This is a genomic window from Yimella radicis, from assembly GCF_054778255.1.
Genome location: NZ_BAAGZR010000009.1, coordinates 1 through 11,911 on the forward strand (window position 1 = coordinate 1; position 11,911 = coordinate 11,911).

The following is an 11,911-nucleotide window of genomic DNA, read 5'->3' on the forward strand; positions in this document are numbered from 1 at the left end:
CACCCAGCTCCGCCCGCTGCGTCAGGCCGCCGGGATCACCATCGAGACCGCCGCGCACGACCTGCACTGGTCCATGGCCACCGTCTCTCACATCGAACGCGGACACACCTCCAACCGCGCCGCGATCCTCACCTACCGCGACTACCTCGCCACCCAGCAGCCACCCGGTTGCGCAATATAGGAGCATCCCTCAATTGGGATGAGCCCGCAAAGGGCACCAGCCAGGGCCGGTTACCGCCGCGGAGTTCGCGATCAACACCGCCTGGCTGGCGCGGCCGATCCGGTCGCCTGGACGCCGGCCGCTCGTCCTTACCGGCAAGGCAAAGACCTCGCACTGTGCGGGCCGAAAGCTGGGCTAGGCAGGGCTTCCTGGCTGACTGGTTGTTTCAACTTTGATGAGATCCCCGTACTTCTGCTGAAGCCGAGCTAGCTCCTGCGTGAAGGCGGGGTCGGTCGTGTTCTCGTGGGTGACTAGAACCGCGCCGTCGAAGGTTGACAGCGAGACACCCCAACTCAGGTGTGCCGAAGTGGCCGCCGGGTTCAGTGCGTTGTTGACATCGGTCTTCGTAGCCTCAAGCGTCGCAAGTGTCGGCACCCCGGGCCGGTCAGCGACATAGTTCAGCCGGAGCGGGGCCTTGTCGCCGTACCGCTCGCCGAGGCCTTTCGCCCACGTCAGGTAGTCTGCGGGATCCTTCGGGCCGAAGGGAACCTCGACCGTTCCGGATCGGACGACGACATCACGCTGTGGCCAACCAGGCTTGCGCGCCATTTCCGCAGCAATGCCACTACGCACCTGTTCTGTGGTCGTTATCAACGTTGTTCCCGCTGGCTGGGGCGATGTGGTTCGACCGCATCCGGCAGTGATCGCCACCAGGCCGATGAGTGCCGCAGCAACGGCCCCACTAACGATGCCAGTGATGGACAGTGCCCGTCGGCGGCGACCTGTTCTCCAAAGCTGGGTTGCGTCGATTTCAAGTTGACGTGGCGCACGGTCCGCTAAGTGCCCGAATGCTTCGTGGGTCGGCGTTTTCATGGGTGACGCTCCTTAGTGTCAGCTTGTCCAAGCTCAGGGTGTTTGATGCGGATCGCGTTAAGGCCTCGGTGCACGTGGGATGTTCGTGCGGGATGCAATCCTTGACGTCTAGGGAACCTGATCAGGAGGACGGGTGATGAGTGCTCAACCGCAACGCATCGAGACCTTCGATGAGTGCAGTGACGTGGTGGTGTACGACATCATGCGCGAACGCCTGACTCGCCTGGGCGGCTCGCTGATCGCCCTGATCGACTTGGAGGAGGCCCGCGGTGCTGACCGGGTGCGTGTGGGGGAGTTGTTCGCACGCAAGGACGAGTACCGTCGCGCGGTCGACGCGGTGGATCCGGGGGACCGAGCTGCCCAGATACGGACGCGATCGAATCGCGCAGCGCGGGTAGCCAGCGCTTGCTGGCGGTGGCGTGCTCGCGATCGACGAGGTCGTCCATGTCGAAGAGCTTCTGGAGTTCCTTCTGTTTGAACGCCCGACGCCCTGGTGGCATCGCGTCATCGGTCGTGTGCCGTGGGGTGTTCCACTCGAAGGAGATCTGTGCAGGGATTTTGCCGAAGGTCTTCTCACAAAACTCGCCCCACCCATGCATCTGATGCAACTGCCGTTGGTCGACTGGTAGTGAGACGTGTTGAAGTGGGACGAGTAGCGGCGCTGGGGGGCCTTCGTACACCCCAATGACCACCGGGTCCGGAAACCGGCTGGCGGCAAGTGGGCCGCCTCGGAAAGAATCCCAGCATGCTCACACTCGAGGAGATCTTCCCGCCGTTCGCGTTACGGATCGCTTGCGGTCCGGTCGTGCTCAGCGTCCTGCGCGACGACGACCTGCCCGAGTTGGTCGAGCTCGTACGTGGCGGCATCCACGATCCCGAGCTGCCGATGCCGTTTCTCCGGGACTGGCACGAGGAGCCGTTCGCGCCGGGATCTCCTGACGGCTTCCCGACGACATCTCTAGCGTGGTGGTGGACGCAAAGGGCGACTTTCGCGCCCGACGAATGGCGCCTGGCCCTCGTGGTCCGTCGCGATGGCGTGCTCGTCGGGATGCAGGACCTACATGCGACGGACTTCCCGCAGACGCGCCTCGTCATGACTGGGTCCTGGCTGGGGCGGGCTCACCACGGGAAGGGGACCGGCACGCTGATGCGCCAGCTCGCCGTTGGCTTCGCCTTCGACGTGCTCGGCGCTGACAGGTGCGAGTCGGGTTACATCGTGGGGAGTCACGCCTCGGCAGCCGTCAGCCGCAAAGTCGGGTACGTCGACAACGGCAGGCGACGGATCGTTCAACACACTCGGCGCGGCAAGGTGAGGGTGGAAGAACAGCGCGTCGTCGTCACGCCCCATGCCTTCGTTCGACCAGCTGGCGAGGTGACTGTAGATGGCGGCGACCGCTTGCGGCGCTTCTTGGGGTCGGACCGCAGGCAGAGCGATTTGTAGCCAAGGGAGACATGAGCATGACCGAGTACGTCGACTGGCCGGACGACCATAACGAGCCGATCGGGCTCGCGGTGCTGCTGCCCGGCAGGAACTATCCCTCCACAATGCCGCTCCTGACCTTCGCTGGCCGCGCGGCGTTACAACACGGCTGGCGAGTTCGCGCTGTCTCGTGGAGCGCACCCGATCTCGATACCGGTGGCACGATCGAATGGGTCGCGACGCAGTTGGCCGGAGCGGTTGACGACTTCGCGGGGCGCGTTCTGGTAGTCGGGAAGTCCCTCGGCACCTGCGCGGCCGAGCATGCCGCCCAGCGAGAATACGACGCGATCTGGTTGACGCCTCTGCTGCATCTGCCCGAGGTCGTCCAGGCAATGTCGCGCCACCCCGGCCGGCAGCTGCTCGTCGGTGGCACCAAGGACCCAGCGTGGAACATCGAGGCCGCCCGGTCGGTCGGCGGGGAGATCGCCGAGCTCCCAGGCGTTGATCACGCCATGTTCGCCGAGGACGCAGTGCGAACCGCGGAGGTGCACGTCGAAGTCACCCGTGCCATCGACCGTTGGCTCGGCGTCACACCGTGAGAAGTTGGTCCGGATAGGTCTGGGCGAGATCTGCGTCATCCGTCGCCGGTCAGGACCGCGGCGACATATGCGGCGTAGTCAGCGCCCGACGCCGTCGTGTGGGTCTCGATGGTCTTCGGGCTGTAGCCGAGGGCCTCGGCGACGATCGCGACAGGAGCCAACTTGGTGAGCTCGTGCAGGGTGCCGAGCCGCGCTGCGCGTGTGCTGAAGAGTTGGCGGCGAAGGCGGTCACGCAGGCTCATCGCGTTGATGTGCTGGCCAGGGGATTGGCCGCGGAATACCCAGTTGCTGTTCGGGTGGGCGGCGGTCTGGTCGTGGCCGGGTTTCGCCACGAGCGCCCTCCACGGAAGATCAAGCGGGTCGTTCAGCGCGATCGCGAATCCGCCGAGTGTGACGGTTACGAGGTCCTCGGTGATGGTGATGTCGTCCCAGGTCAGCGCGACAACGTCTTCCAGTTGCTGGCCAAACACCAGCACCAAGATGGCCGCAGCTCGGTCGCGTGTACTCAGCCGCTCACCGTCGACGACCTCCTTCAATGCGGCGTCCTGGTCGCTAGCGCTGAGCTTCTTGCTGGTGCCGCGGCGATGGCGTGGGACCTTCAACCCAGCAGGAGCGAGTCTGTTGCCCATTGCCCAGTTGAGGAACCGGTCGACGAGCAGTCTGGTGGTCGGGCCGCCGACGACCCAGTCGTCGACGTCGGCCTGTTGCAGGTCCTCCAGCGGAAGCTCGCGCTCGTGGAGCCAGTTGAGGAAGTTGATCGCGACGGTGACCGTCTGCTTGCTGCGGAGGAACGTGCCGTGCGACACGGTCTCCATCTCGTTCATCCGGCGCAGGTGTTGCCAGCGGACGTAGCGGTCGATGATCACGCGGTTGTCCTCGTTCGCCAGCCGGTCGAGCGCGTCCTCGGCCCACTCCCGGTAACGGACCTTGGTCTCGTCTCGGGGGGGGAGTGCGCCGTGCTCGACGAGGAGTCCGCGGACGTAGTCACGGGTTCGTGATCGTGGGAGCCCATCGATGGTGTCGTGGGTGATGGTCGGGTGCACGGCGAGGTGCTTGAGGAAGTCGGTGACGTGCTTCTGCCGGATCCACGTCATCCCGCTGTTGGCGCGCTTCATCGACTTCAGCGCGTCGGCAAGCGGCTCGAGTTCAGTGGCCATGACACCGGTCTCTGGGTTGGTGAGGAGTCGATCCACAACGCCGCTGAGCGCGCAGGGCCAGCACAGCCCGGTCCGGTATAGCTCGTCCTCGGCGCCGCAGCGGACGCAATCGATGTTGAGTGTGATCCCGGAGCATTTCCGGCACGCGGGCTCGTTGTCGATCCGGCCGGGCAGCACTCCGATGTGACCGCACGCGCAGGTGCCGCGGGTGCGCTTGGCTTGTTGGTAGCAGTAGCCGCAGATCTGGTCGTGAGGTCCCCATCTGGCCACGAGGTAGTAGCCGCCACCGCAGCGGTCGCAAGGGGTCTCGCGCCGGCGCTCGGGGTCGTCCGGCTTGCGTGGGCGCGCCACTATCCGTTAGGCGTCATCGTCGCTGGGTCGAACGAGTTTCACGCGCCGAGCGATGGGCTGACCGGGTTGTACGCCGATGTCTTCCGGCCGTCGTGGCGCCTCGGCTGTGGCCGCGGCCCGCATCTCAACGAACGGCTCGAACAGGTCGCCAGGACCGCAGTCCAGGATGTCGCACAGGGCCGCGAAGGTGCGCGCCGGGATGCGCTCGGGAGTCGAGGTGACCAGACGATGTACCTGCGCAGGGGAGAGGTTGATCCCGCGTGATCGCAGCAGCGGGATGAGTTCGGTGGTCTTCCACAAGTTGCGCTGCGCCATCAGCTGGCGGAGATTCCAGCGGTAGCCGATTCGTCGCTGCTCAGCCATCCTGCCCACCTTCGCCGTCCTCGACGTCGGCGTCCCGCGGGATCGCGACGTAGTACTGCGTGGTGCTGCATCGGCCAAAGGTGTCCACGGATCGTCGGAGCAACTCGATCGTCTCGGGGGTGAACTTCTCGAACTCAGTCACGGGACTCTCCTTCGCGGCCTGCCAGCCGTCGGGCGATCATGCGCTGGATCGTCTTCTGCTTGAAGTCGGAGGACACCGACGTGTAGAGCGCCGTGGTCGACGAGTAGCTGTGGCCGACCTGCTGCTGCACGAACATCGGGTCGTAGCCGGCTTCGATGAGGTGGGTGACGTAAGAGTGGCGGAGGGCGTGCAGCGTCAGCTCCTCGGGCAATCCTGCGCGTTCCCTGGCTCGCTTGAACGACCGATCCAAGGTCCGCACGACGACCGACCCACTCCGTTCTGATGGCCACATGGCGGCGGAACGGTCGGCCGTTGCGAACAGCTCTCGGCCAACATGGGACACCCAGTCCTTCAGCAGATCGACGACCCACTCGAACTGCGGAACGGTGAGCACGGTGCGGCGCCGGGGGCCAGATCCCTTGGTGCCCTTGGCCCAGCGCACTTGAACGGAGCCGTAATTGCCGTAGGCCGGGACGTGTGGGTTCGGGCCGAAGTCGACGTACTCGAGCATCGTGAGTTCGCGGCGGCGGAGGCCGTACGCGTAGCCGACCTTGATCGCGATCGAGTCGCGCAGCGCAGGAAGCCAGCCTTTCGACCCCGCGGCGTACTCCTCGTCTGCGATGTCGTCGGCGGCCTCGAACAGGGCCTCCATCTCATCGAGGGTCAGGGCGCGCCGGCGCGGAGGAACCGCGTCGTCTGTCGTGTGGCGGGGCGAGTTCCAGTCGAAAACGATTTGGCTGGGAACGTCGTTGAAGACCTTCTCGCAGAACGGCACCCAGCGATACGCGGGCTCACACAAGTAGCTGCAAAACGCTCGAATCGCGCCAGCCTGCGCCCTCAGCGTCGAGACCGACGCGGGCTTCTCCGCACTCCGCCGGTCGGCGAGGTACTGCTCCAGGTGGATCGGGTGCCAGCGCCACGGGTATTCGTTGGTGTGCTCCTGAAAGCGCTCCACCACTCGGCAGGACGACTGGATATACGCCGTCGACAACCCACGCGCGAGCAACTGCGCGCGCCAGCGGTCGAGCATGTGCTCAAACACCTGTTGGTCAGTGCGGAGCAGGCCGACTTCCTGCCGCAGCAGCATCTCCGGGATGCGCCCTGGAACCATCTCCACGGCGCCAACCATACGCGAGACTCTCTCACTTAATGAGAGACACGGCCGCTGACCTGCTCCATTGAGTGCCCCTGTGTGGTCCATTGGCAGTTCGCGGCACTAGCGAAAGTGACGTCTGACCTGCACGGACGAGGTCATGTCGAGTTGAGACGAGCTCTCTCATCTGTTTCGACTCGTCCTAGTTGATGTCCGATAATCTACATTATGTCAAGCTGTACCCTGCGCATTGCACCAGATGAATCATTCGCGCGGCCGCACGCCACCGCCCTGGGGCGACGGCCGTTGGGCCTCTGACCTGTACAAACGCCTGATCGGGGTTGGCGGAACCGGACTGAGGTTGGCCGTTGATGCGATGCAGGTCCGGCGACCCTCTTGGTAACGGCACGCCGCTGACCTGCATTGATGCGCTTGGATTTCATCTGATGCATCATTGAATCACTGGATGTAACCGAGATTTTCGGGAGGTTGGATGCAGGTCGACGACTCGGGACGAGTTCACCTGGTGCAGTCTGCCGGTCCTCCGCCCCGATGAGCAGGTGCCCTCATCGCCCACGACCCCACCTTCGGGCAGCAGCACGACGACTGCCACCGCGGCGGAGTACCTATTTGCTTCCCTCGGCCCCAACGCCACGGAGAAAGAGGGCTGGCCTGAATTACAACTACCAACCTTCGTTCTACATTCACTCAGCAAAACTTAATGCCATGCAGGCGCATTTCTCCAGCAGATACGGCTGGGATTGACATGGACGCCTGGAGACCGCGCTCGGCTCCGCCGGCTAGCGAATACGCTATTGAACGACGCGCTGACCCGAAAACCGGCCGCATTATGCTTTCCAACCTGGCCAATCGAATCGGAGGATGTATCGGAGCTTGGGGAATACTCGCTTTTGCCGCGTCCACGGTACGCCCAAGCGTGAACGAACGCGCATCCGATGCCCTAGCTACTTCCACCTTGGTGACATTTGTCGCTGCACCTATGTTCTTCGTATCGGTTTCTTCCTTTCTCCTCCTAGCGCGACCATACGTAGCCCTCACCCCCGACGGCAGGTTCGCAACTGTGCGGAATCCGATCTTTGTCTATTTGGTTGATCTCTCACAGGTGGCTGGAATTTCGGTAACAGGCTTCGGGTGGCCGAAGCTTGATTTTGTGAATCGAAGATCACTCTGGATCGGACTCGAGCAACCCTTCCGGCCCTCTCGGGACTATTGGTCGGAAGATCTGGACATACTTCAGCACCGGATATATTTAGTAAAGAGTAAAGGTCCAGAACTCTGCGCTGAGCCCACTACAAGAAAGAGATCAATCATGGGCGGGGGGTTGACTCTGCTATTGGTGGGATGGACTGTGTACTTGATGCTTTTTTGGTATGAGTCCTTTTTTGGGTGAAGTCGGGGGGCTGCCTCGGGAAAAAGTCAAAAGCGATCGTCGGCAATGGTGGACAGGAAAGCGACTGCGGTTGGTGCAAGGGCAAGTGGGGCGTGTCCTGGCAGATCACACCCCGCGTCCTCAGCGAGGCGATGAACTCGACTGATCCTGGAGTCAGCGAACGCGCGTTCACCGCCATGATGACCATGCGGAAGATCGACGTCGCCACGATCGAACAAGCGATCGCCGACAACTGACGCCGCCTCAGTCTTCGGTCTGGTCGTCCAGGTACCGCAGCAGCTTGGTCGCAGCGTCCTCGATCTCCCGGTGCTTCCACTCGGCTGCTCGATATTGGCATGCCAGCAGCCCTGAGCGGTGCACCTTGTCGAAGTCGCCGAACCCGAAGCCGTAGCGCCCCTTGGTCTGTTCGGTCGCGCCATCAACCAGCGCCAGATGCCACGCGCTGTACTCGGTCCACGAGTGTGAGTCCAGAAACTCGTTCTCCTGGTTCGCGTCGGGCTGCGCATCGCCCCACTGCGACTTCGTCACAACCTTGCCCTCGCGGATGAGCTTGCGCGCATGTGTGACGGCCACCTTGTTGACCGAGTACTCAGGCATGACGCCACTCTCCCACCGAGCACGCAGTCCTTGGGCTCAACGAACCGTTCCGGCACCCACCAACATCTCGCACGGGCCGATGAAACCATCCCGACCTTCGAACTGTCCGAGCGTGTCCTCCACCGCGCGCCACGTCCTGGGGTTCGACCTCCGTGAGTCCCGCCATCATCTGGTGGAGCACCGATCGACTCACGCTGGAAGCGGACGCAGCCGGCCGCCGACAGCAGCGCGACCGGCGACGTGATCGCTCTGATCTCCACGTCGACGAAGTCGGGCGCTGTGCCCGACACCTCCAGCGTCTTGGGTCGCTCCCCCGCCGCCCAGCACTGAGTTGGGACCTCCCCTTGCTCTCACCCCGGTTCCCGAACCCTGTACCGGCCCAGCGATGTTGAGTAGCGTCCAGACATGGACATGCTGACTGGGGACCAGATCGCCGAGGCCGACCTGACCGATTGGCGAAAGCTCGCGCAGGGGTTGCACGCCCGCTACGCCGTCGACAACTTCGGTGCCGCTGCCCGGTTCGTCGCTGCGCTGGGCGACGTAGGTGATGAGTTCGGTCATCATCCGCAGGTCTCGATCGGCAGGGGTTACGTCGACCTCAGACTGACTTCCAGCGACGCGATCTACCGCGACGACGACGGCACCGAACACGTCGTCGAGTGGGTGACACAACAGGACGTCGACCTCGCCCGCCGCATCACCGAACTCGCCTCCGACCAGCACCTCTCCCCCGATCCCGCATCGGTCAGTGTGCTCGAACTCGGGTTGGACACAACGGATTCTGCCAAGATCGCACCCGTTTGGGCGGCGTTGCTGACCGGCGACCCGAATGCCCAAGGCCTCGGCTCCCCCAGCGACGAGGTTCGGGACGCCCTTGGACGTGTCCCGAACCTGTGGTTCGACGACCTCGCCGACGACAACGCCTCGGGTCAACGCTTCCACATCGAGGTCTACATCGCCGCCGAAGTAGCCGAAGAACGGATCGCCGCCGTCGTCGCCGCCGGCGGGACGGTCGTCGACGACAGCGACTACCCCGCACTCACGGTGATCGCCGATCAGGACGGAAACCGCGGTGTCCTGTGCGTCGCGGCCAAGCCCACGAGCACGGACTGAGGGAATGGTGAGCACCGAACCCACGTACACGATCGCGTCCCTTACGCCGCAGACGTGGCCTGCGTTCGAGGCACTCGTGCAGCGGCACAACGGCATCTTCGGGGGTTGCTGGTGCACGTGGTTCCACGACGGGCATCCGAACTGCGAAGGACGCGGCGAAACCGCCGAAGGCAACCAGGCGATCAAGAAGCGACTGGTCGACGACGGAGTCGCGCACGCCGCACTGGTGATGGACGGCGACGAGGCGGTTGCGTGGGCCGAGTACGGCACCCCGGAAGAACTGCCGACCCTGCACCACGGCAAGCAGTACCACGCGACGAAAGCAGCCGATCCCGATTACCGCATCACCTGCGTCTTCGTCGACAAGCGACACCGGCGCCGCGGTGTCACCGAACTGGCGATCAGCGGCGCACTCGACCTCATAGCCCAGGCCGGCGGCGGACGCGTGGAGAGCTATCCGCACGACCTCACGGATCAGACCAAGAAGATGTCGTCGTCATTCCTCTACAACGGCACCCGGCGCCTGTATGAGCGGCTCGGGTTCGACTACGACAGACCCAAGGGTCTGAAGAATTGTGTGATGGTCAAGACCGTCGACCCGTCCTGACTCGCGTCCTGGTCGACCGCCTGTGGCCACGCGGGGTGAGTAAGCGGGCCGCTCGATGACTGGTGCGCGGAGGTCTCTCCGTGCACCCAGTTGCGCAAGTGGTTCGACCGTCACCCTGCGAAGTCACCGAGTTCGCCCACAGGTATCGCGCTGAACTCGACGACGCCCCGGACGCAACCTCTGAGCCAGCACTCGACGGTCCCGCTGCTCGACGGAGCGAAGGACACCGAACACAACGAAGCCGTCGTGCTCCAGCGCTACTGCGAGCATCAAGTCGCGGACGTCGTCGGTGCTGGGTGGTTGGCTGCCTATATGCAGCAGAAGCCGGCGGTCGACATCGATCTGATCATCGATCAGATCCGTGAACTACGCTCTGCCCCAGACGATTTCGACAAGATTACGCAACTCGAGAAGATCGAGTCACTCGATTCCGCACTGGCCGCAGCCCGGGCCCGCGTCATGGCCGACTTCGACCGGTCGCAGCGAGAAGAGCAGTGCCAGCAAGGCGTGAGGTCCAGGCAACGTGGACGCGGCATCGCCGACCAGATCGCGCTGGCGCGCCGCATCTCCCCCACCAAGGCATCGCGCGATCTCGCGTTTGCCAGGGCACTGCGCACTTTGCGCTGCGACTGGCAGTGGCCTCCCGACTCAACTCGCCGAGGTGCCGCCCGGAGTCCACGTCCCGCACCGCGGCCACGGCGGCGAATCTGCCGCACCGGAATGAGTCGGCGAGCAAAGAGGTCTGGATACCGTCGATGGATGAAGAGCTACGACTTGGTGATCGTCGGCAGCGGGCCCGCCGGGACGAGCGCCGCTACGTCCTACGTCGAGTCGGGAGGAACAGGCCGCGTCCTGCTGGTCTCAGCCGATCGACTGCCTCCGTACCAGCGCCCGCCCTTGACGAAGGATGTGCTCGCCGGCCGAAGCGATGTCGAGGCCACCCCGATCGAGGGAAGTGAGCTTCCTGACCAGGTGGAGATCAAACTCGGGACGACCGTGAGCTCTATCGACCTCACGGCCCACAGCATCCGTGCCGGCGATGAAGCGGTCGCGTTCGAACGACTCATCGTCGCCGTCGGAGCTCAACCGATCCCGCTCCCCGAAACCGACGCTGACGCCGAGGTTCTGGTCCTGCGGTCGTTCGACGACGCCGAGCGCCTGGTCGCGTCGGCACAACGGGCGAGGTCGGCCGTCGTCATCGGTTCCGGTTTCATCGGTTGCGAGGCAGCAGCCTCGCTCGCAATTCGCGGGGTCGACACCACGCTCGTGACGCCGGAGCAGGCACCACAAATCGACCGGCTCGGCGAGTTCGCGGCCAGCCGTATCCACGAATGGCTCACCGGGCTCGGTGTCGAACTGCGTACGGGCGTTCAGGTGACCAAGGTGGCCGCGCCGTCGACCGTCCACCTGGACGACGGACACACCCTCTCTCCCGACCTGGTGCTCGCGGCCGTCGGTGTGACACCGGTCGGGGAACAGTTCGCCGACTCGGGTCTGCAACTGCACGAAGGCCGGATCGTCGCCGATGACCACCTGCGGGTCGCACCCGGCGTCTGGGCGGCCGGCGACGTCGTACGCGCCCACCATGCGATCGCGGCCCGCCCCATCCCGGTCGAACACTGGGGTGACGCCCTGGCGATGGGTGAGCTCGCCGGACGCAATGCGGCATCGGACGACGACGATCAGCAGCAATGGCGCGATGTGCCTGGATTCTGGAGCACGATCGGTGACCACACCCTGAAGTACGCAGCGTGGGGCGACGGGCACGAGCGTGTCGAGGTCGTCGAATCCGCGGGCGCCTACACCGTCTGGTACGCCGACGCCGATGGCACCGTCGTCGGAGTGCTCACCTACAACAATGACGACGACTACGAGCGCGGTCAGATCGCCATCGAAGCAGCCGAATCACTGGATCAGGTGCTCGACGGGGCCGTGCCCGCCACGGACGAACAAGAGTCGCCAAGGGACGCGGACGGGTGATCGACGCTCGACTGCATATGACGCCGTGCCGTTCCCACCCTTTCG

Annotated in this window: 14 protein-coding genes; 8 read left to right on the forward strand and 6 right to left on the reverse strand. The window is 64.3% G+C overall.

Annotation, left to right across the window (positions count from 1 at the left end; translation table 11 throughout):
- On the forward strand, positions 1 to 181 hold a 181-nt coding region (locus tag ACYU8W_RS07070), incomplete at its 5' end, for a helix-turn-helix domain-containing protein (RefSeq protein WP_499467821.1).
- A 174-nt stretch (positions 182 to 355) separates the two neighbouring features.
- On the opposite strand, the gene ACYU8W_RS07075 is transcribed toward ACYU8W_RS07070, so the two are convergent.
- Positions 356 to 1,033, reverse strand: a complete 678-nt coding sequence (locus ACYU8W_RS07075; protein WP_499467823.1) for a hypothetical protein — start codon at positions 1,031 to 1,033, stop codon at positions 356 to 358.
- Positions 1,034 to 1,452: 419 nt separating this feature from the next.
- Between ACYU8W_RS07075 and ACYU8W_RS07080 the strand changes: the two genes are divergently transcribed.
- The 3 genes from ACYU8W_RS07080 (at position 1,453) to ACYU8W_RS07090 (ending at position 3,052) form a co-directional block, all read left to right on the forward strand.
- Positions 1,453 to 1,662 carry a hypothetical protein gene (locus ACYU8W_RS07080; protein WP_499467825.1) on the forward strand — a complete coding sequence of 70 codons (210 nt, stop codon included), beginning with the start codon at positions 1,453 to 1,455 and terminating at the stop codon, positions 1,660 to 1,662.
- A 116-nt stretch (positions 1,663 to 1,778) separates the two neighbouring features.
- Positions 1,779 to 2,474, forward strand: coding sequence for a GNAT family N-acetyltransferase (locus ACYU8W_RS07085; protein WP_499467827.1), 696 nt, complete (start codon positions 1,779 to 1,781; stop codon positions 2,472 to 2,474).
- A 17-nt stretch (positions 2,475 to 2,491) separates the two neighbouring features.
- Complete coding sequence (locus ACYU8W_RS07090) at positions 2,492 to 3,052, forward strand: alpha/beta fold hydrolase (protein WP_499467829.1); 561 nt, start codon at positions 2,492 to 2,494, stop codon at positions 3,050 to 3,052.
- Positions 3,053 to 3,087: 35 nt separating this feature from the next.
- Here ACYU8W_RS07090 and ACYU8W_RS07095 read toward each other — a convergent pair whose 3' ends face one another.
- The 4 genes from ACYU8W_RS07095 to ACYU8W_RS07110 are packed head-to-tail and all read right to left on the reverse strand — an operon-like array spanning position 3,088 to position 6,176.
- The gene (locus ACYU8W_RS07095; RefSeq protein ID WP_499467831.1) at positions 3,088 to 4,560 is read right to left on the reverse strand and encodes a Fis family transcriptional regulator; all 1,473 of its coding nucleotides are present in this window, start codon (positions 4,558 to 4,560) and stop codon (positions 3,088 to 3,090) included.
- 6 nt (positions 4,561 to 4,566) lie between these two features.
- Positions 4,567 to 4,923: a helix-turn-helix domain-containing protein gene (locus ACYU8W_RS07100; RefSeq protein ID WP_499467833.1), complete on the reverse strand. Its 357-nt coding sequence runs from the start codon at positions 4,921 to 4,923 to the stop codon at positions 4,567 to 4,569.
- Positions 4,916 to 5,065 carry a hypothetical protein gene (locus ACYU8W_RS07105; RefSeq protein WP_499467835.1) on the reverse strand — a complete coding sequence of 50 codons (150 nt, stop codon included), beginning with the start codon at positions 5,063 to 5,065 and terminating at the stop codon, positions 4,916 to 4,918. Before ACYU8W_RS07105 ends, ACYU8W_RS07100 begins: the two co-directional genes overlap by 8 nt.
- Positions 5,058 to 6,176, reverse strand: a complete 1,119-nt coding sequence (locus tag ACYU8W_RS07110) for a tyrosine-type recombinase/integrase (protein WP_499468550.1) — start codon at positions 6,174 to 6,176, stop codon at positions 5,058 to 5,060. The genes ACYU8W_RS07105 and ACYU8W_RS07110 overlap by 8 nt, the downstream gene beginning before the upstream one ends.
- A gap of 1,389 nt (positions 6,177 to 7,565) precedes the next feature.
- On the opposite strand from ACYU8W_RS07110, the gene ACYU8W_RS07115 reads away from it, so the two are divergent.
- Complete coding sequence (locus ACYU8W_RS07115) at positions 7,566 to 7,805, forward strand: VOC family protein (RefSeq protein WP_129623818.1); 240 nt, start codon at positions 7,566 to 7,568, stop codon at positions 7,803 to 7,805.
- A 7-nt stretch (positions 7,806 to 7,812) separates the two neighbouring features.
- Here ACYU8W_RS07115 and ACYU8W_RS07120 read toward each other — a convergent pair whose 3' ends face one another.
- Positions 7,813 to 8,166, reverse strand: a complete 354-nt coding sequence (locus ACYU8W_RS07120) for a hypothetical protein (RefSeq protein WP_129623819.1) — start codon at positions 8,164 to 8,166, stop codon at positions 7,813 to 7,815.
- 405 nt (positions 8,167 to 8,571) lie between these two features.
- On the opposite strand from ACYU8W_RS07120, the gene ACYU8W_RS07125 reads away from it, so the two are divergent.
- The 3 genes from ACYU8W_RS07125 (at position 8,572) to ACYU8W_RS07135 (ending at position 11,866) form a co-directional block, all read left to right on the forward strand.
- Entirely contained in the window at positions 8,572 to 9,279 is a 708-nt protein-coding gene (locus ACYU8W_RS07125) for a 4a-hydroxytetrahydrobiopterin dehydratase (protein WP_499467837.1), read from the forward strand.
- A 7-nt stretch (positions 9,280 to 9,286) separates the two neighbouring features.
- A complete protein-coding gene (locus ACYU8W_RS07130) occupies positions 9,287 to 9,886 on the forward strand; it encodes a GNAT family N-acetyltransferase (protein ID WP_141928532.1) in 600 nt (199 codons plus the stop codon).
- A 90-nt stretch (positions 9,887 to 9,976) separates the two neighbouring features.
- On the forward strand, positions 9,977 to 11,866 hold the full coding sequence (locus ACYU8W_RS07135; RefSeq protein ID WP_499467839.1) for an NAD(P)/FAD-dependent oxidoreductase: 1,890 nt from the start codon (positions 9,977 to 9,979) through the stop codon (positions 11,864 to 11,866).
- The last annotated feature ends 45 nt before the right edge of the window (positions 11,867 to 11,911 follow it).

Coding starts and splice junctions, on each gene's coding strand:
- ACYU8W_RS07100 (WP_499467833.1), bottom strand. CDS start 4,923: ATGGCTGAGCAGCGACGAATCGGCTACCGCTGGAATCTCCGCCAGCTG.
- ACYU8W_RS07075 (WP_499467823.1), bottom strand. CDS start 1,033: ATGAAAACGCCGACCCACGAAGCATTCGGGCACTTAGCGGACCGTGCG.
- ACYU8W_RS07110 (WP_499468550.1), bottom strand. CDS start 6,176: ATGGTTCCAGGGCGCATCCCGGAGATGCTGCTGCGGCAGGAAGTCGGC.
- ACYU8W_RS07085 (WP_499467827.1), top strand. CDS start 1,779: ATGCTCACACTCGAGGAGATCTTCCCGCCGTTCGCGTTACGGATCGCT.
- ACYU8W_RS07125 (WP_499467837.1), top strand. CDS start 8,572: ATGGACATGCTGACTGGGGACCAGATCGCCGAGGCCGACCTGACCGAT.
- ACYU8W_RS07120 (WP_129623819.1), bottom strand. CDS start 8,166: ATGCCTGAGTACTCGGTCAACAAGGTGGCCGTCACACATGCGCGCAAG.
- ACYU8W_RS07090 (WP_499467829.1), top strand. CDS start 2,492: ATGACCGAGTACGTCGACTGGCCGGACGACCATAACGAGCCGATCGGG.